Raw genomic sequence first — 16,404 nt, 5'->3', positions numbered from 1 at the left:
GGAACGGCGGACGTCCGGAGCGTCTCGGTAGGCTCGTCCTGCACGCGCGCAGGAGCGCCACGCACGCCCGACCGCCATCGACGGCGGCGTGGCCCGACCCGGAGGAAGAGCCCAGATGAGCGGCACCATCCACGACAACATCTCGCAGGCGTTCGGGAACACCCCGCTCGTCCGGCTGAACCGGCTGCCGCGCGAGGGCAGCGCCGAGATCCTCGCGAAGCTCGAGTTCTACAACCCCGGCGCGAGCGTCAAGGACCGGCTCGGTGTCGCGATCATCGACGCTGCCGAGGAGTCCGGTGAGCTGCAGGCCGGCGGCACCATCGTCGAGGGATCGTCCGGCAACACCGGCATCGCACTCGCCCTCGTCGGCGCCGCCCGCGGCTACCGGGTCGTCATCACGATGCCCGAGACGATGAGCGTCGAGCGCCGCGCCCTGATCCGCGCGTACGGTGCCGAGGTCGTCCTGACCCCGGGCCCCGAGGGCATGAAGGGCGCCGTGGCCCGCGCCGAGCAGATCGTCGAGGAGACCCCCGGGGCGATCCTGGCGCACCAGTTCGAGACGCCCGCGAACGCCGCGATCCACCGGAAGACGACCGCCGAGGAGATCCTCCGCGACACCGAGGGGCACGTGGACGTGTTCATCGCGGGCGTCGGCACGGGCGGCACGATCACCGGCGTGGGCCAGGTCCTCAAGGAGCGGGTGCCGGGCGTCCAGGTGATCGCCGTCGAGCCGAAGGACTCGCCGCTGCTCACCGAGGGCAAGGCCGGCCCGCACAAGATCCAGGGCATCGGCGCGAACTTCGTGCCGGAGGTCCTCGACCGCAGCGTCATCGACGAGGTGTTCGACGTCGAGCTCGACGACGCCCTGCGCGTGGCCCGCGACCTCGGGACGCAGGAGGGCATCCTGTCCGGCATCTCCTCGGGTGCGATCATCCACGCCGCGATCGAGGTCGGCGCCCGCCCGGAGAACGCCGGCAAGCGCATCGTCGCGATCGTCTGCGACACCGGTGAGCGCTACCTCTCGACGGTGCTCTTCGAGGGGCTCACTGCGTGACCTCAGCCCGACGGCGCGGCGTGTTGCGGACCATCCGGGAGGACCTCGCCGCAGCACGCCGCGGTGACCCCGCAGCACGCGGGGACCTCGAGAACGCGGTCGTCTACTCCGGCCTGCACGCGATCTGGACCTACCGGTTGACGCACCGGCTCTGGCTCGCGCGCGGACTGCCGGGGTCGCGCTCCGCCGCGCGGGTCCTGGCGCAGGTCGCCCGGTCGGCGACCGGCATCGAGATCCACCCGGGTGCGCGCATCGGTCGCCGGTTCTTCATCGACCACGGCATGGGGGTCGTCATCGGGGAGACCGCCGTGGTCGGCGACGACGTGGTGGTGTTCCACGGCGTCACGCTCGGTGGGCGCGGCGGCGAGCACGGCCCCGGTGCTCGGCGGCACCCGCGGGTCGGAGACCGCGTGGTGCTCGGTGCGGGTTCGTCCCTGATCGGCGCGATCACGATCGGCGCCGACTCCGTCGTCGGCGCGAACACGGTCGTCACGAAGGACGTGCCGCCGGGATCGGTGGTCACCGGCGTGGCCGGGACGGCTCGTCCGCGCTCCGGCCACGAGGGCGTCCCGCCGCTCTGACGTCCCGTCAGCCCCACGGCGCGACCTCCGGTCGCGGTTCCGGACGGGAGGCACGGCGCGCTCCGTGCGCGCCGGCCCCCTCCGGTGCGTGGTCGGGTCAGCTCTTCTCGCAGGCGATGCCGTCGGCGTCGCGGTCGAGCTTCTTGTTGGCCGCGTAGAGCTTGTCGTCCTTCTTGACGGTGCCCTTGAGTGCGCGGTACGTCACCTTCCCGGCCGAGGTCACCTTGTTCTTCGTGACGGACTTCTTCGCGATGCCGCCGGAGTACACGCGGTGGACGGCGTCGCAGTTCTTGTAGACGGTGGGTGCGGCCTGCGCGGCCGAGGCGCCGCCGACGACGGCGGTGGCGGCGAGCACGACGCTCGCGGCGGCCATGCTGAGGGTTCGGGTCATCTGCATCCGCTCAGACTAGGCCCAGCGCGAGGATCACTCATACCCCCGATCGGGGTCCGACCTCGGGCATGCTGTGGGCATGGACGGAGCAACGCTGCACGAGGTGGCCACGCGGACCGCGATGGGGCTGCCCGCCGTCGAGGAGACGCAGCCGTTCGGCGAGGGAGCCCTCGTCTACAAGGTGGTCGGGAAGATGTTCGTCATGACGACGGAGCTGCGGGGTGTCCCGATCGTCAACCTGAAGTGCGCCCCTCCGCACGGAGCCGCGCTCGTCCGTGACCTCGCCGAGGTGACGCCGGGCTGGCACATGGACAAGCGGCACTGGATCACCCTCACGCCCGGGGACGGCATCGACGAGACCCTCGTGGAGGACCTCGTCGCGAACGCGTACGACCTCGTGGTCGCCGGGCTGCCGCGCGCGAAGCGACCGATCGACCCCGTCCGCCGCACGCTGCTCGACTGACGCACTGCTCCGCGCCCGGCACGGTGTTCCGACCGACACGAGGACCCGCTGGGTCAGCCGCGTGCGAGTGCCTTGTCGAGCAGGACCCGCACCTTCGGTGCCACCGGACGACCCGCGTCGAGCACGGCACGCGCACGCTCGGCGCTGATCCCGGCGAAGAGCTCGCCGATCGTCACACCGTGGTCCGGCCGGTCGCGCACCTCGACGACGTCGCCGGCCTGTACCGGCCCGGACTTCACGACGCGGAAGTACGCACCAGGACGGCCCTCCTCGGTGAAGCGGCGGACCCATCCGTCGACGCGCATCCGGCGGGCGAAGGTGCCGCACGGGATCCGCGGGATCGTGACCTCGAGGACGAGGGAGCTCCCGACGTGCCAGCGCTCGCCGGTGACCGCACCGTCGACGTCGACGCCGCTCGTGCGCAGGTTCTCGCCGAAGAGCCCGGGCGGGACCTCGCGGCCGAGCACGTCGGCGAAGTACGCGGCGTCCTCGTCCGCGTAGGCGTAGACCGCCTGGTCCTCGCCGCCGTGGTGTTTGCGGTCGGCCTGCACGTCGGCGTAGAGCCCGAGGGGGCGGACCCGGACCGGTCCCTCGACCGGGCGTTTGTCGATGGCCGTGACGCCGATCGTCCCGGAGTCGGGCAGGAGCCGCTCGACGCGGCAGACGGCGGTCACCAGGGGCACGGCACCAGCATGCCCTACCGCGACCCGCCCGAGAAGTCGGGTCTCGCGCGTGACGAAGGACCGCTCCGTTCCGTCCCACCGGTGGAGGCCGTCACCACGGCCCGAGGAGGAACGACCATGACCGACACCCCGAACCCGCGCACCGCCCCGGACCACCGGCTTGTGCGGACGCACCTGCTCGCGCAGGCGCGGGTCCGTGCGCTGGCCGCTCGGCCGGCCGGACCGTTCCGGGTGACCTCGGCGCACGCGTTCCGTGCAGGTGACCGGTGAGCGGGACGGCTGCTCGTGCTCAGGAAGACCCCACCCGATCCCGGTAGAAGGAATCCGTGCCCCACCAGCTCCTCACCGACCTCGACGATGCCGTCCTCGCGGGCCGGTCGTCCGACGGCGACGTCCGGGCGTTCGAGGTCCTCATCCGCCGCTACACGCCGCTGCTCCGGGCGTACGCACGTCGCACGCTCGGGTCGACCGACGAGCTCGACGACGTCGTACAGGAGACCTTCATCACCGCCTGGGACCGGCTCGACCGACTCGAGGACCACGCCAAGGTCAAGTCCTGGCTCATGCGGATCCTCAGCCGAAAGTGCATCGACCGCATCCGGGCCCGGCGGTTCCACGACGACGTCACCGAGATCGAGGTCGAGGCGCCGTCCGGCGACGCTCCCGAGCGGGTCGCAGAGGCACGCTCCCGCGAGGAAGCCGTGGAGACCGCGCTCGCCGAACTGCCCGAGGCCCAGCGGAGGTGCTGGCTCATGAAGGAAGTGCTCGAGTACTCCTACGACCAGATCGCTGAGGAACTCGACCTGCCCGCGTCGACCGTCCGCGGGTTGCTGTCCCGGGCCCGGAAGAACATGATCCGTCTCATGGAGGGATGGCGATGACCGACCCCGAGCACGTCCGGCTCGAATCCCTCGAACCCGACGACCTCGACGGCCACTCGATCGACGAGCTGGCCGACTACCTCGACGCGGGCATGCAACCCGCCGACCCGAGCATCGACGACTCCCCGGCGTGCCAGAACGCGCTCGCCGCCCTGGTCCGACTCCGGCAGACGTCCCTCGGGTCGCTCGAGGCCGCCGCGGCCGAGGAGGACCCGGCCGACGAGTCCTGGGTGAGCGGAATCCTCGCGAACATCTCGCTCGAGGCCCGTGCCGGGCGGGACGTGCCGCTCCGCCCGGCGGCGCCGACCGAGCGTCCGGTGATGACCGAGGGGGCGATCCGGTCCCTCGTCCGCAGCGCCGGCGACGGCGTGGCCGATGCGCTCATCGCACGCTGCACGCTCGAGGGTGACGTGACCGAGCTCGGCGCGCCGGTCCAGGTCATCGTCGAGATCGCGGTCCGCTCCGGTGCGACGATCCGCGCGGTCGCCTCCGAGGTGCGCGAGACGGTCGCCCGGGTCCTCGCCGACCAGACCGACCTCGTGGTGGACTCGGTCGACGTCGTGGTCCGGGACCTCCTGCGCCGCACGGAGGACACCGACGACACCGACGACACCGACGACACCGACGACACCGACGACGCCCCCGAGGAGGACGCATGAGCCCCGCCGACGACATCCTCACCGCCGTCGAGGCCGCCGTGCTCGAGGTCCCGGGGGTCGCCGATCTCTACCGCGCCCGGCCGACCCTCGGCAGCGCGGTGTCCGCGGTGAAGAGCCTGGCCGCGCGGACGGCTCCGAGCCGCGTCGTGCTGGACGGTGACGTGCTCCGGATCGTCATCGGCACCGACCTGTCCCGACCGGCGCCCGAGACGGCCCACGATGCTCACGTCGCAGCCCTCGCGGCGGCCACCGAGCAGGGCCTGGCCCTCAGCCGGGTGGACGTCCGCGTGGCCCGCATCGGCTGATCGCTCCCGCACCGCGGCCGCGGTGGTCGCACCTGCACCGCGGCCACGGTGAGCACAGAGCAGCGCCGGAGCGGACGGCTCACCGCTGGTCGGCGACCTCCAGCACGACCACGGTCGCCGCGACGAGCAGGGCGGTCACGACCATCGACGCCTCGGGCACGACCACGGACGCCGCGATCCCGAGTGCGAGCAACACGACGAGGACGTTCCGCCCGGGTGACAACGACGGACGCAGCGCGAGCGCCCAGACCGCCAGCACGAAGAGCGCGACCGGGACGGCGATCGTCGCCGCGACGGTCACGTGCGACAGGTCCGCCTCACCGGCGTCGGCGCTCACGGCCACCTCGATCCCGGCGGGCAGCGCCCCGGCTGCGGCGAACACGACGTAGTGGCCGTACCCGAACACGAGCGCCGTCCGGAGCGACCGGATGTGTGCGTGCTGCTCGCGCGAGAAGTAGATCCACCACATGCCGGCGACGATCACGAGGCCCGCGGCGGCGAGCACGAGCAGAGGACCGAGGTGGTCGGCGTCGGCGATGCCGTCGATGACCGCGCTCGCGGATGCGACGAGCCCCTCGCCGAGGACGATGAGCGTGAAGAGCGAGTACCGCTCGGCGATGTGCCGCGTGTGCCACGGGGTGGTCCGCGACCCCTGCTCGGCGAACGGCGGCACGAGCACCTCGAGCAGGATCAGCACGGGGACCACCCACGGGCGCGCGGCCTCGGGCACGGCCAGGGCGAGCACCCAGAGCATCTGGACGACGACGATGCCGATCGCGTACCGGAACGCGGTCCGGCGGTACCCCGGCGATGACACCGCGGCGCGGAGCCACTGGGCGACGAGGGCGAGGCGCATGACGACGTACCCGATGACCGCGATCCTGAGGTCACCCTCGGCCATGAACGGACGCACCCCGGCGGCGAGGACGAGCACGCCGGCCATCTGCACGAACGTCGTGACGCGGTACAACCAGTCGTCGGTGTCGAACGAGGTGGCGAACCACGTGAAGTTGATCCACGCCCACCAGATCGCGAAGAACACGAACGCGTAGGCGACGACCGCAGAGCTGACGTGTCCCTCGGCCTCGATCTCGTGCAGGTTCGTCGCGGCGAACCCGACCGCGACGACGAAGACGAGGTCGAAGAGCAGCTCGAGCGGGCTCGCCGCGCGGTGCGCCTCGGCGGGGTCGCGGGGCGCCATGCGGCGGAGTCCGGTGGTGGTCACGGAGCATGCCTACCGCACTCGGGTCGCGACCAGGACGGCCGGGAGGCCCGTGGCGGGTCCGCCACGGGCCTCCCGGCCGTCAGGTCCGCAGGATCAGGTCCGCGCGATCAGTAGAAGTTCGACGCCTGCGAGTGCCCCCAGGCGGCGCACGGGGTGCCGTAGGCGTCCGCGATGTACTGCAGGCCCCACTTGATCTGCGTGGTGGCGTTGGTCTGCCAGTCCGAGCCCATCGTCGCCATCTTGGAGCCGGGGAGCGCCTGCGGGATGCCGGTCGCCCCGCCGTTGCTGTTCACGGCGCGGTAGTCCCACCCGGACTCCTTGGTCCAGAGGCTGTCGAGGCACTGGAACTGGTCCGAGCCCCAACCGTACTGCGAGGACGCGAGCGAACTCGCGGTCGCCTTCGCCCCCGCGACGGTGTTGCCCGCGGCGAGCTTGCGTGCCCGCTCGGCGGCTTCGGCTGCTGCCTTCTCGGCTGCTGCTTTCTCCGCGGCGGCCTTCGCGGCCGCGGCACGCTGCGCGTCGACGTCGGACTTGTCCTGCGCGGCACTCGCTTCGGCGACCTGTTGCGTGGCGGCGACGGTGGACGCGATCCGGTTCGTCAGCGCGGCGCCCGAGAGCTTCCGGTAGTCGTCGAGTGCGTCGACGCGCTGCTCGAGTGTCGCCGTGTCGGTCTTGTGGTTCGCGTCGGCGAGGACGACCTGCGCGCTCGAGATCGTTGCCTGCGCCTGGGCGCGGTCGAGTGCCGTGCCGTCGAGTGCCGGAGCGGACGTCGGGCTGGCGGTCGGGACACCGAGCGCCTCGCCGAGGGCCGGCTGGGTCCCGACCAGGACGCCGCCGCCGGCGACGGCCAACACGGCGGCGCCCGCGGCGACGAGGGTCGTCCGGTTGCGGACGGCTCGGCGCACACGTCGGGACGGGGAGTCGAGGGCCTCGCGTCGGGTGGAGGCGGTGGTCGTGGGGAGTTCGGTGGTGCGTTGCTTCATCGGTTCCGGTGGTCGGCCGACTCGGGCGCGGACCGTCCGGGCACGCCGGGGTGGGGGAGGCGTGGAGGTCGGAGACGGTGGGACCGTCGAGGTCCGCGAGTCGGGTGAGGCCCGGACGGTGGTGTGGGGCCCGTCCGTCCGCCCTCCGGTGACCGTGGGGAGGTCACGCCGAGGCGGAGCCGACACGATGACGCGTCACGCTGGGCAGCGCGTCCAGGAACACTGGCAGAACGGTCCGTCCGCCCGTTGGTAACGGTTCGGTAACGACCGGATCGCGGCTCAGGAGGTGGGAGGTTCCTGTGTGCGCTCACCCTGCGCGATGCGCTCCAGGACGCCGAGGGCGTTCGCGATCGCGTCGACGTCCGCATCGGGGAGGTCGTGGATGAGTTCTGCGACGATGCCGGTGCGCTGCGACCGTGCTTCCTCGACGGCTGCGACACCGGCCGGTGTGGCGCTCACCATGAAGGCCCGACCGTCCCGCGGATCGGCCTCGCGCTCGATGAAGCCGCGCTGCTCGAGTTCGGTCAGGATCCGCGTCATGGTGGGCTTCGTGACCACCTCCAGGCGGGAGAGGTCGCCTGGTCGCAGGGGTCCTTCGCGCTCGATCGTCGCGAGGGCGGACACGATGCCGTACCCGAGCGAGGCGGAGTCGGTGCGGGCACGTCGGTTGATGCGTCCGACCGCTGCCGCGAGTCGGGCCGCGATGGCGGTCCGGTCGGTCTCGCGAGCGCTCATGGGTGGCCTCCGGGTTCGGCTCTCAGGGGGTCGTCCAGATGCTACCGGGCAGGCTGGGAGGGGCCGGTGCAGCCATCCCTGTCCGGATGTACAGGGTTCTCAGTGCTTCTCGCCCGGGAGCAGGTGGATCGCCTCGGTCGCGAGCTCGGCAGCGACGTTGTCGCCGGCCTCGGTGGCCGCCCGGAGCCGCTTGAACTCCGCCGTCATCGAGTCCCAGTCGACGAGCTCGTCGAGGTTCGGCAGGCGGAGACGGAACCCGAGGCCGTCCGTGGTGTCGCGGCACACGCGCTGCAGGTCGGCGTTGCCGCACTCCGCGACGTAGAGGCCGAACACGTCGAGGGAGTCGTGGTTCACCCCGGCGACGTCGTGGGCCTCGAACTCGGCGATCGTCTTGTCGAGCGCGGCGAGGATCTTCCGCCGTGCCGCGGGACCGAGCCGGGGGACCGCGAGCCGCACGACGCCGCCGAACAGCACGCCGAGGGTCTGCAGGGCCTCGACGACCTCCTCCGGTTTCGGCGTGGTCACCCGGGTGTACCGGTTGGGCGCCATCTCGATGAGTCCGGCACGCGCGAGTTGGCTGAGGGCCTCGCGGATGGGGGTGCGGGAGACCCCGAGCCAGGCGATGAGCTCGTCGTCGTTGAGCCGCTCACCCGGTTCCAGTGTCCCGTCCATGATCGCGTCGTGGATCTTCGCGCGGACGGTGTCGCGGAGCAGCTGGTGCTCGGTCGGTGCGCTGGTGGGGACCGGCATCGGGGACCCTCCTCGAGGTCTGCTCGTCGGGCGACCGACACCCCGGGTGCGGCCGTACGGATCACCGTACCTGATATACGGTCAGCGGCCGCCGGACGGTCGGGGTACCCGTCCCGTGTCGTCGAGCAGGCGCAGGGTCGCCGGGTCCTCCTCGCCCCCGTACCAGCGGTCGAGTGCCGCCCGGAACGGCGCGGGGTCCGCCGCGGCCCGGGCGAAGAGCGTCAGCGAGGACCGCGCCTTCACGGCGTCGATGCCTCCGAGTAGCGCCTCGACCGACGGCGCCGGAGCCTCCGTCAGGACCGCCACGGCGTCGAGCAGCCGCGGCCCGAGCACCGGGTCCGCCAGGTACCGCGCGGCCTGGTCGACCCCCGTGATCGCGAAGTGCTGCGCGGTCGGACTCCGACCGAGCCCGGCGAGCTGCGGGAACACGAACCACATCCAGTGCGTGCGCTTGCGGCCGGAGCGGAGCTCGGCGACGGCGGTCTCGTGCACCCCCTCCTGGGCGGTGACGAACCGGACGAGGTCGTCGTCCGTCACCGCACCACGTCCCCCCACGCGTAGCGGACCGTCGTCGCGTCCACGACGAGTGCCGAGTCGGGTGCGCGGTCGAACAACCCGGGCAGCCCGACGGCCGCGGGCAGGTCACCGGACAGGTGCTCGACCTGCGCCGACCGGATCGTCAGCGGCGGGTGCTGCCGTTGCCAGAAGACCGTCTGCGCGAGGTGCCGGGCGTGGATGCCGACGCGCGTCGTGAGCTCGACCGCGAGCGGCGCCGTCGTGACCGGACCTGCCGTGACGCGGACGGCGGCGGAGTGGCGGGGGCGGGGCGAGCCGCCCGGCCGGTCCGTCGGCGTCAGCCGGAACGCGCGTGCGGCTCGGAACGGGTGGAGCGCGCGGTTCGGGTGCCGCACGGACCGGTGCGCGACGGTGTCCCCGCGTCGACGCGAGCCGGCGTGCGCGAACGTGTACGGGACGCCGAGGAGCGCGTGCGCCGCGACGATCGCGGGCACGTTGGCGGTGTCGACCGTCCGGTGGGCGACGCCGTGCCGGCCGTGGTCGTCGATCGTCAGGACCTCGATGGTGACCTCGGTCATCGAGCCGAGCCGTCCCGACGGTGGGAACGGTGGCACCTGCGTCTCGCGGAAGACGTAGGCCGAGAGGCCGACCCAGGCGCTGCCGTCCACGACGTCCGGACGGGTCCCGCGGGGGAGCATCCGCGCGAGGACCTGCGGGTCGTGCCGCCAGTGCGCGAACACGACGTCCTCCCAGGCGTGCACCGTCACCGGCCGGTGCCGCAGCGGGACAGCCGCGCGCGCCTCGCTCATCCGCCGTGCCGGCCCACGCGGGCCGCCCACCACACCAGGGGTGCCTGGAGCGGCAGCCGCAGGACCGACACGAGCCGCATCGTCCGGGTCGACCGCGGCGAGTCGAGGAGGTCCTTCGCCATCTTGACGTTGGCGGGGAAGACCGCGAGGAACAGCGCCCCGGCCGCCCACCCCGCGGCACGCCGGGTCCCGGGCACGGCGAGTCCCGCCGCGATGCCGAGCTCGGCGACGCCCGACAGGAGCGTCGTCAGACGGGGCGGGAGTGCCTCGGGGACGATCCGGTCGTACGTGCGCGGGCGGAGGAAGTGCGTGACACCGGCGCCGCCGAGCACGACGGCGAGGGCGGCAGCGGTGCGGTTGGCGCGTCTGGTGCGTTCACGTCGTCGCATGGCTCCATCGTGCTCGTCGCTCCCTCGGAGCGAGCGGCGAGCGGCGAGCGGCGAGCAGTGAGCAGCGAGGCGACCGTCGCCACGTCGTCGTCAGGCGAGCGCGGTGGCGACCAGGTCGAGGACGGCCGCCGCCACCTCGGCCTTCGTCCCGGAGGTCTCCCGGACGACCTCGCCGCCCGGGCTGAGGACCTCGATCGCGTTCTCCTCGCGCTCGAAGCCCGACGACCACCCGACGTGGTTCACCACGAGGAGGTCGGCCGGCTTCCGCGCGATCTTCGCCCGCCCGAGCGCGATGCGGGCGGCGCGGTCGGGCTCCGTCTCGGCGGCGAACCCCACGATGATCTGCCCCGAGCGCCGGTTCGCCACGAGCTCGGCGAGCACGTCGGGGTTCCGGACGAGTTCGAGCGTGAGGTGGTCGCCCTGTGCGTCCTTCTTGAGCTTCTCGGCGTGCACCTCGGTCGGCCGGTAGTCCGCCACCGCCGCCGTCATCACGACGACGTCCGCGTCCTCGGCCGCTGCTCGCACGGCGTCTGCGAGCTCGAGGGCCGACCCGACGGGCACCACCTCGACGCCGAGGTCGGCGGTGAGCCCGGCGTCCACGTTCGCCGCGACGAGGGTGACCGCCGCCCCGCGAGCGGCGGCGTCCGCCGCGAACGCGACGCCCTGCCGACCGCTCGACCGGTTGCCCACGAACCGGACGGGGTCGACCGGTTCACGGGTCCCCCCTGCGGTCACCAGCACACGCACGCCTCGGAGGTCACCGGACGGGAGGGACGGTGCGGCTCCGGTGGTGAGACCTGCGTCGTCGGGGCGGTCGGGCTGGTCCAGCACCGCCAGTGCAGCCTCGACGATGTCCCGGGGCTCGGACATCCGGCCGATGCCGGCGTCGTCCCCGGTGAGCGCACCGACGACCGGCCCGACGAAACGGACACCACGCGCGCGGAGGGTCTCGACGTTCGCCCGCGTGGCCGGGTGCTCCCACATCTGCGGGTGCATCGCGGGCGCCACGACGACGGGCGCCTCGGTGGCGAGGAGCGTCGTGCCGAGGAGGTCTCCCGCGAGGCCCGCCGCCATCCGGGCGAGCGCGTCCGCGGTCGCCGGGGCGATGACGACGAGGTCGGCGCGGCGGCCGAGCGCGACGTGCCGGACCTCCGCGACGTCGTCCCAGACGCTCGTCGTCACCGGGTTGCGGCTGAGGGCCTCGAGGGTCGGCAGCCCGACGAACCGCAGAGCCCCCTCCGTCGGGACGACGTGGACGTCGTGGCCGCGGGTGACGAGGTCGCGGACGACACCGACGGCCTTGTACGCGGCGATGCCTCCGGTGATGCCGACGACGACCGTGCGGGTGTGCTCTGCTGCTGCGCTCACACCCGTCACGCTACCGGCGGCACCCGTGCGAGGATCGGGAGCATGTGCACCGTCGTCGTCCGCGTCGCGCCCGGCTCCGAGTGGCCCGTCACGGTGCTCGCCCTCCGCGACGAGTCGCCCGAGCGCCCGTGGGACCCGCCGGCCGCCTGGTGGCCGGACCGCGACCCCGGCGTGCGCGGCGTGCGCGACCGCTCGGCGGGCGGCGCCTGGCTCGCCGCGTCCGACACCGCCGGGCTCGCGGTCGTCCTCAACCGCGGCGAACCGGTGCCGAGCGACGACGGCACGTGGACGACCCGGGGCGTCGTGCCCCTCGACGCGGTCACCGGAGTCCTGCCGGGCCGCGGCGGCACGCTGCCCACCACCCGGGCGTTCAACCTCGTCCGCGCGACGGCCGCGGGCGCCGAGGTCGTCACGTGGGACGGCACCGAGGTCCGCACCACCGCGCTCGCGCCCGGCGTGCACATGGTGACGCACGGCGAGCCGGACGACCCCGCCGCACCACGTATCGGGCGCTGGCTCGAGGCCTTCCGAGCGGTCGACGCCCCTGTCGCGCCCCCGGTGCTCGGGCCCTTCGACGAACTCCGCACCGCGGACGCCGGCGAGGACGCGGGCGACGGCTGGAGCGGCTGGTTCGGTGTGCTCGCCGCCTCCGCCGAGCTGCCGACGGACCACCCGGACGCCATCCTCCGCGACGCCCACGAGGCCGAGGGGCACATGACGACGCTGTCGATCGTCGCCGCTGCGGTCGGACCCGAGCGGACGGTGCTGCAGCACGCACGCCTCACCGAGCCGGGACGACTCGACGGCTCGGTCGAGCTGCACCGCGCCTGAGCCGCGACCGGACACGCCTGGCCGGTCCCCGCGCCTGAGCGCACCCGCAGCGCCCCGTACGGGCGGGCCTTGGCGTGCGGGCGTAGCTTCGCGCTCCGTGACCACCCGGACCCGGAGCGTGCTCGTCGTCGGCGTCGCGGCGCTCGCCGTGATCGCCCTCGGCGCCTGCAGCGAGCAGCCGTCCGCCGCCGTCGGTGCGGAGGCATCGCCGAGCGTCAGCGCCCGCCGGACGCCCACCCCTGGCCCAGGGACCCCGTGGGACCGGGCGGACGACGTGCGGGTGGTCGCGATCGGTGACTCGATCACCGGCGGTCACGGCCTCACGACCGCGCAGGCGTGGCCAGCCCTCATGGCGGACACGAACGGCTGGTCGCTCACGAACCTGTCCTGCGACGGCGCCGGCGTCGCGGCGCTCGGGGACGACGACGACTGTGCCAGCGCCTACGCGACCCTCGTGAAGCGCGCGGTCGGACTCCGTCCGCAGGTGGTCCTGCTGCAGGCGAGCTCGAACGACCTCGGGCTCGACACCGCCGAGATCCGGAGCGCCACCGACCAGGTCGTCGACGACGTGCACCGGCGCATGCCGCGGGCGCGGGTCATCGGGCTGAGCGCGATCTGGAACCAGGACGCCCCGCCCGCGCAGCTCGCGAAGATCTCGAAGGCGATGCGCGTGGCACTCCAGCGCGAGGGCGGCACCTACGTCGACATCGGCGAGCCGTTGCGAGGGCACGGGGACTGGATGCAGTCGGACGACGTGCACCCGACGGTGCGGGGGCAGCAGGCGATCGCGGCCGCGGTGACGGCGGCGTTCACGCGCGACGACGTGCAGTTCTGAGGGCTGTCGTGCGCCACCCGTCCCGAGCCCTCCTGGTCGGTGCCGTCGCCGTGGCGGTCTGCGGTGTGCTGGCCGGGTGCTCGTCCGACGTGGCGGCGGTGCTGCCGCTCGGCCCCGAGCCGACCGGGGCGCGCGTCGTGGTCATCGGCGACTCGATCACGATCGGGCACGGACTCCGCTCCGCGCAGGCGTGGCCGGAGCTGCTCGCCGCGCGGGACCACCTCCGGCTGACCGACCTCGGCTGCGACGGCGCCGGGATCCTCGCCGAGGGGGAGGACCAGTGCTCCGCGACCTACGAGGAGCTCGCGGAGCAGGCCGCGGTGCTGCACCCCGCCGTGGTCGTGCTGCAGGCCAGCTCGAACGACCTCGGCCAGGACGACGACGAGCTCGACGGCGCGACGCAGCAGCTGGTCGCGGCCGTGCACCGGCTCCTGCCGCGCGCCCGGGTCGTCGGCCTCAGCGCGGTCTGGGACCAGGACGCCCCGCCGTCCCAGCTCGCGACGATCTCGGCCGCACTGCACACCGCGGTGGACGGGGTCGGCGGGTCCTGGTTGGACCTCGGACAGCCGCTCCGCGGGCACCCGGGGTGGATGCAGTCCGACGACGTGCACCCCACGGCCCGCGGCCAGCGGGCGCTGCTCGCGGCGGTGACCGGTGCCCTGGAGCGCGACCACCTGCGCTGGTGAGCCGACGGGAGGGCGCGCGCCGCGCCTCCAGGCCGGTCAGGCGGGCGGCGCCGTCCCCGTGAGGTCCTCGGCGACCGCCCACAGCGAGCGGGCGAGGTCGGCGCTCCGGGCCGACCGGGGGATCGACGCCACCGTGGTGGGGCCGGTGAGGCCGCCGAAACCCGCGGGACCGTAGTAGGCGCCCCCGACGGCGTTCGGCCCGACAGCGGCGTACAGCAGCGGCTCCGAACCCTGCTCGACGTCCTGCGTGAAGGGCAGCGCACGGTCGTGGGACCGCACGGGCTTCGAGCGGCCGAGCGACCGCCCCGCTGACTGCAGGTTCGTCCGCGTGTAGCCGGGGTGGGCCGCCGTGCTGACGAGGTCCCAGTCCCGCTCGACCGCGAGCCGGTGCAGGTGGAGTGCGAGGAGCAGGTCGGCGAGCTTCGACTGGCCGTACGCCCGCCAGCCGTTGTAGCCGCGCTCCCACTGCAGGTCGGGGAACCGGATGCTGCCGAAGAGTGCCGCGAGGCTCGACATGGTCGCGACGCGCGGCGACCCGGCGCGGAGCAGGGTCGGCAGCAGCAGGTTCGTGAGCGCGAACGGGCCGAGGAAGTTCGTGCCGAACTGGAGCTCGAAGCCGTCGACCGTCTCGAAACGCTTCGGTGGCGCCATCACACCGGCGTTGTTCACCAGGACGTCGAGGGGGCGATCGTCCGCTGCGATGCCGTCCGCGAAGCGGCGGACGCTCGCGAGGTCGGCGAGGTCGAGCTCGCGGACCTCGACGTCGGCGGTGGGGTGCGCCGCGCGGATCTCGCGGACGGCGTCCTCGCCCTTGGACGGGGTGCGGACGGCGAGCACCACGGACGCGCCGGCGGCGGCGAGTCTGGTGGCGGTCTCCCTGCCCGTTCCGCTGTTCGCGCCCGTGACGACGATGCGGCGGCCGGTCTGGTCGGGGATCTGCGGCATGGGCGTGACGGTACTCGGGGCGGGTGCGGGACTGCTGCGCTCGGGACCGATCCGTGCTAGATTCATGCATACGCATTGAACGGGCACGTCGCAGGAGGACCCATGAGCAACGCATTCGGCACCGACCGCCCCTCGGACGTGCCGCCGCCCGCACCCGACCGTGTCGGCCCGGTGCAGCTCGGCCTCGACACGTTCGGTGACGTCACCGAGCTGCCCGACGGCTCGGTCAAGTCGGACGCGCAGAGCATCCGCGACGTCGTGGAGCAGGCCGTCCTCGCCGACCAGCTCGGCATCGACTTCATCGGGGTCGGCGAGCACCACCGCGCGGACTTCATCGTGAGCGCGCCCGAGGTCGTCCTCGCCGCGATCGCCGCCTCGACCTCGTCGATCCGTCTCGGCTCCGCCGTCACGGTGCTCTCCTCGGACGACCCGGTCCGCGTGTACGAGCGCTTCGCCACCGTCGACGCGATCTCCGACGGCCGCGCCGAGGTCATCCTCGGCCGCGGGTCCTTCACCGAGTCGTTCCCGCTCTTCGGCTACGAGCTGAGCGACTACGAGGTCCTCTTCGAGGAGAAGCTGCAGCTCTGGGCAGCCCTCCGTGGCGGCGACAAGGTGACCTGGTCCGGCACGAAGCGCGCAGCCCTGGTCGACCAGGAAGTCTTCCCGAAGCTCGAGCACGGCCCCATCCCGACCTGGATCGGCGTCGGTGGCTCCCCGCAGTCCGTCATCCGCGCCGCCTCCTACGGCATGCCGCTGTTCCTCGCGATCATCGGCGGGCAGCCCGCGCAGTTCGCCCCGTTCTCGCGGCTCTACCGCCAGGCGTTGACCCAGCTCGAGCTGCCGCAGCAACCCATCGCGATGCACTCGCCCGGCTTCGTCGCCGCCACCGACGAAGAAGCCGCCGAGCGCTACTGGCCGTACCACAAGGCCGTCACCGACCAGCTCGGCCGGGAGCGCGGCTGGCCGCCCCTCGACGTCGCCGGGTACCGCGCCGGACTCTCCGCCGGCGGCTCGCTGTACGTCGGCTCGCCCGAGACGGTCGCGCGCAAGATCGCGCGCAACATGCGGATCCTCGGCGTCTCGCGCTTCGACATGCGGTACGCGACGGGTCGCCTGCCGCACGACGACATGATGCGGTCGATCGAGCTCTACGGCACGCAGGTCGCGCCCCGGGTGCGCGAGCTCCTGGCGGAGCCGGTGCCGGTGCCCTGACCCCGGTCACGCGGCCGCGCGGGTCGGTCCCGCGCTGACCGTCGCGGGGTCGGTCGCCCGGCCGCGCGGATCGGTCCCGCGCTGACCGTCGCTCGGGTCGGTC

General features: G+C 73.4%; 22 protein-coding genes. 11 read left to right on the top strand and 11 right to left on the bottom strand.

Annotated elements, in window-relative coordinates:
* Window positions 1–115 precede the first annotated feature (115 nt).
* Window positions 116–1,054: a cysteine synthase A gene (gene cysK, locus NS184_RS01155; RefSeq protein WP_058724313.1), complete on the top strand. Its 939-nt coding sequence runs from the start codon at window positions 116–118 to the stop codon at window positions 1,052–1,054.
* Window positions 1,051–1,635, top strand: a complete 585-nt coding sequence (gene epsC, locus NS184_RS01150) for a serine O-acetyltransferase EpsC (RefSeq protein ID WP_242862934.1) — start codon at window positions 1,051–1,053, stop codon at window positions 1,633–1,635. Before cysK ends, epsC begins: the two co-directional genes overlap by 4 nt.
* 97 nt (window positions 1,636–1,732) lie before the next feature.
* Here the strand turns inward: epsC and NS184_RS01145 are convergent, their stop codons facing one another.
* On the bottom strand, window positions 1,733–2,032 hold the full coding sequence (locus NS184_RS01145) for an excalibur calcium-binding domain-containing protein (RefSeq protein ID WP_206556241.1): 300 nt from the start codon (window positions 2,030–2,032) through the stop codon (window positions 1,733–1,735).
* A gap of 73 nt (window positions 2,033–2,105) precedes the next feature.
* Between NS184_RS01145 and NS184_RS01140 the strand changes: the two genes are divergently transcribed.
* Complete coding sequence (locus NS184_RS01140) at window positions 2,106–2,489, top strand: MmcQ/YjbR family DNA-binding protein (RefSeq protein ID WP_058724311.1); 384 nt, start codon at window positions 2,106–2,108, stop codon at window positions 2,487–2,489.
* A gap of 53 nt (window positions 2,490–2,542) precedes the next feature.
* Here the strand turns inward: NS184_RS01140 and NS184_RS01135 are convergent, their stop codons facing one another.
* Window positions 2,543–3,172 (bottom strand): MOSC domain-containing protein, encoded by a 630-nt coding sequence (locus tag NS184_RS01135; RefSeq protein WP_058724310.1) that lies wholly within the window; start codon window positions 3,170–3,172, stop codon window positions 2,543–2,545.
* Between the two features lie 117 nt (window positions 3,173–3,289).
* Between NS184_RS01135 and NS184_RS18125 the strand changes: the two genes are divergently transcribed.
* The 4 genes from NS184_RS18125 to NS184_RS01115 are packed head-to-tail and all read left to right on the top strand — an operon-like array spanning window position 3,290 to window position 5,017.
* Complete coding sequence (locus NS184_RS18125; protein WP_193750360.1) at window positions 3,290–3,442, top strand: hypothetical protein; 153 nt, start codon at window positions 3,290–3,292, stop codon at window positions 3,440–3,442.
* A 56-nt stretch (window positions 3,443–3,498) separates the two neighbouring features.
* Entirely contained in the window at window positions 3,499–4,053 is a 555-nt protein-coding gene (locus NS184_RS01125) for an RNA polymerase sigma factor (RefSeq protein WP_058724308.1), read from the top strand.
* Complete coding sequence (locus tag NS184_RS01120) at window positions 4,044–4,712, top strand: hypothetical protein (protein WP_058724307.1); 669 nt, start codon at window positions 4,044–4,046, stop codon at window positions 4,710–4,712. The genes NS184_RS01125 and NS184_RS01120 overlap by 10 nt, the downstream gene beginning before the upstream one ends.
* Window positions 4,709–5,017 carry a hypothetical protein gene (locus tag NS184_RS01115; protein WP_058724306.1) on the top strand — a complete coding sequence of 103 codons (309 nt, stop codon included), beginning with the start codon at window positions 4,709–4,711 and terminating at the stop codon, window positions 5,015–5,017. Before NS184_RS01120 ends, NS184_RS01115 begins: the two co-directional genes overlap by 4 nt.
* Before the next feature lie 79 nt (window positions 5,018–5,096).
* On the opposite strand, the gene NS184_RS01110 is transcribed toward NS184_RS01115, so the two are convergent.
* The 8 genes from NS184_RS01110 to coaBC form a co-directional block, all read right to left on the bottom strand.
* The gene (locus tag NS184_RS01110) at window positions 5,097–6,242 is read right to left on the bottom strand and encodes a low temperature requirement protein A (RefSeq protein WP_242862933.1); all 1,146 of its coding nucleotides are present in this window, start codon (window positions 6,240–6,242) and stop codon (window positions 5,097–5,099) included.
* A 107-nt stretch (window positions 6,243–6,349) separates the two neighbouring features.
* Window positions 6,350–7,225 (bottom strand): lytic transglycosylase domain-containing protein, encoded by an 876-nt coding sequence (locus tag NS184_RS18120; protein ID WP_058724304.1) that lies wholly within the window; start codon window positions 7,223–7,225, stop codon window positions 6,350–6,352.
* 279 nt (window positions 7,226–7,504) lie between these two features.
* Window positions 7,505–7,960 carry a MarR family winged helix-turn-helix transcriptional regulator gene (locus tag NS184_RS01100; RefSeq protein WP_058724303.1) on the bottom strand — a complete coding sequence of 152 codons (456 nt, stop codon included), beginning with the start codon at window positions 7,958–7,960 and terminating at the stop codon, window positions 7,505–7,507.
* A 99-nt stretch (window positions 7,961–8,059) separates the two neighbouring features.
* Window positions 8,060–8,710 (bottom strand): GntR family transcriptional regulator, encoded by a 651-nt coding sequence (locus NS184_RS01095; protein WP_058724302.1) that lies wholly within the window; start codon window positions 8,708–8,710, stop codon window positions 8,060–8,062.
* Between the two features lie 81 nt (window positions 8,711–8,791).
* Complete coding sequence (locus NS184_RS01090; protein ID WP_058724332.1) at window positions 8,792–9,247, bottom strand: DUF1810 domain-containing protein; 456 nt, start codon at window positions 9,245–9,247, stop codon at window positions 8,792–8,794.
* Window positions 9,244–10,035 (bottom strand): DUF2071 domain-containing protein, encoded by a 792-nt coding sequence (locus NS184_RS01085; RefSeq protein WP_152997992.1) that lies wholly within the window; start codon window positions 10,033–10,035, stop codon window positions 9,244–9,246. Before NS184_RS01085 ends, NS184_RS01090 begins: the two co-directional genes overlap by 4 nt.
* Window positions 10,032–10,424 (bottom strand): DoxX family protein, encoded by a 393-nt coding sequence (locus NS184_RS01080; protein WP_058724300.1) that lies wholly within the window; start codon window positions 10,422–10,424, stop codon window positions 10,032–10,034. Before NS184_RS01080 ends, NS184_RS01085 begins: the two co-directional genes overlap by 4 nt.
* Before the next feature lie 90 nt (window positions 10,425–10,514).
* Complete coding sequence (gene coaBC / locus NS184_RS01075; protein WP_058724299.1) at window positions 10,515–11,792, bottom strand: bifunctional phosphopantothenoylcysteine decarboxylase/phosphopantothenate--cysteine ligase CoaBC; 1,278 nt, start codon at window positions 11,790–11,792, stop codon at window positions 10,515–10,517.
* Between the two features lie 42 nt (window positions 11,793–11,834).
* On the opposite strand from coaBC, the gene NS184_RS01070 reads away from it, so the two are divergent.
* The 3 genes from NS184_RS01070 to NS184_RS18115 all read left to right on the top strand — a co-directional run bounded on the left by NS184_RS01070 (window position 11,835) and on the right by NS184_RS18115 (window position 14,144).
* Complete coding sequence (locus tag NS184_RS01070) at window positions 11,835–12,623, top strand: NRDE family protein (RefSeq protein ID WP_058724298.1); 789 nt, start codon at window positions 11,835–11,837, stop codon at window positions 12,621–12,623.
* A gap of 97 nt (window positions 12,624–12,720) precedes the next feature.
* Window positions 12,721–13,458 (top strand): SGNH/GDSL hydrolase family protein, encoded by a 738-nt coding sequence (locus NS184_RS01065; protein ID WP_193750359.1) that lies wholly within the window; start codon window positions 12,721–12,723, stop codon window positions 13,456–13,458.
* Between the two features lie 8 nt (window positions 13,459–13,466).
* Complete coding sequence (locus tag NS184_RS18115) at window positions 13,467–14,144, top strand: SGNH/GDSL hydrolase family protein (RefSeq protein ID WP_058724296.1); 678 nt, start codon at window positions 13,467–13,469, stop codon at window positions 14,142–14,144.
* Between the two features lie 36 nt (window positions 14,145–14,180).
* Here the strand turns inward: NS184_RS18115 and NS184_RS01055 are convergent, their stop codons facing one another.
* Complete coding sequence (locus NS184_RS01055; RefSeq protein WP_058724295.1) at window positions 14,181–15,089, bottom strand: SDR family oxidoreductase; 909 nt, start codon at window positions 15,087–15,089, stop codon at window positions 14,181–14,183.
* Between the two features lie 102 nt (window positions 15,090–15,191).
* Here NS184_RS01055 and NS184_RS01050 point away from each other — a divergent pair, with 102 nt between their 5' ends.
* Entirely contained in the window at window positions 15,192–16,301 is a 1,110-nt protein-coding gene (locus tag NS184_RS01050; protein ID WP_083513342.1) for an LLM class flavin-dependent oxidoreductase, read from the top strand.
* The last annotated feature ends 103 nt before the right edge of the window (window positions 16,302–16,404 follow it).

The organism is Curtobacterium luteum, from assembly GCF_001475545.1.
GTDB classification, from domain to species: Bacteria; Actinomycetota; Actinomycetes; order Actinomycetales; family Microbacteriaceae; genus Curtobacterium; species Curtobacterium luteum_A.
The sequence above is the reverse complement of the archived record's forward strand: the minus strand, read 5'-3'. Positions and strand labels throughout refer to the sequence as shown.

What these genes read in the sequence shown, in the direction of transcription:
- cysK (WP_058724313.1), top strand. Translation starts at nt 116, where the DNA reads ATGAGCGGCACCATCCACGACAACATCTCGCAGGCGTTCGGGAACACC.
- NS184_RS01145 (WP_206556241.1), bottom strand. Translation starts at nt 2,032, where the DNA reads ATGCAGATGACCCGAACCCTCAGCATGGCCGCCGCGAGCGTCGTGCTC.
- NS184_RS01140 (WP_058724311.1), top strand. Translation starts at nt 2,106, where the DNA reads ATGGACGGAGCAACGCTGCACGAGGTGGCCACGCGGACCGCGATGGGG.
- NS184_RS18125 (WP_193750360.1), top strand. Translation starts at nt 3,290, where the DNA reads ATGACCGACACCCCGAACCCGCGCACCGCCCCGGACCACCGGCTTGTG.
- NS184_RS01120 (WP_058724307.1), top strand. Translation starts at nt 4,044, where the DNA reads ATGGCGATGACCGACCCCGAGCACGTCCGGCTCGAATCCCTCGAACCC.
- NS184_RS01115 (WP_058724306.1), top strand. Translation starts at nt 4,709, where the DNA reads ATGAGCCCCGCCGACGACATCCTCACCGCCGTCGAGGCCGCCGTGCTC.
- NS184_RS18120 (WP_058724304.1), bottom strand. Translation starts at nt 7,225, where the DNA reads ATGAAGCAACGCACCACCGAACTCCCCACGACCACCGCCTCCACCCGA.
- NS184_RS01100 (WP_058724303.1), bottom strand. Translation starts at nt 7,960, where the DNA reads ATGAGCGCTCGCGAGACCGACCGGACCGCCATCGCGGCCCGACTCGCG.
- NS184_RS01095 (WP_058724302.1), bottom strand. Translation starts at nt 8,710, where the DNA reads ATGCCGGTCCCCACCAGCGCACCGACCGAGCACCAGCTGCTCCGCGAC.
- NS184_RS01085 (WP_152997992.1), bottom strand. Translation starts at nt 10,035, where the DNA reads ATGAGCGAGGCGCGCGCGGCTGTCCCGCTGCGGCACCGGCCGGTGACG.
- NS184_RS01080 (WP_058724300.1), bottom strand. Translation starts at nt 10,424, where the DNA reads ATGCGACGACGTGAACGCACCAGACGCGCCAACCGCACCGCTGCCGCC.
- NS184_RS01070 (WP_058724298.1), top strand. Translation starts at nt 11,835, where the DNA reads ATGTGCACCGTCGTCGTCCGCGTCGCGCCCGGCTCCGAGTGGCCCGTC.
- NS184_RS01055 (WP_058724295.1), bottom strand. Translation starts at nt 15,089, where the DNA reads ATGCCGCAGATCCCCGACCAGACCGGCCGCCGCATCGTCGTCACGGGC.
- NS184_RS01050 (WP_083513342.1), top strand. Translation starts at nt 15,192, where the DNA reads ATGAGCAACGCATTCGGCACCGACCGCCCCTCGGACGTGCCGCCGCCC.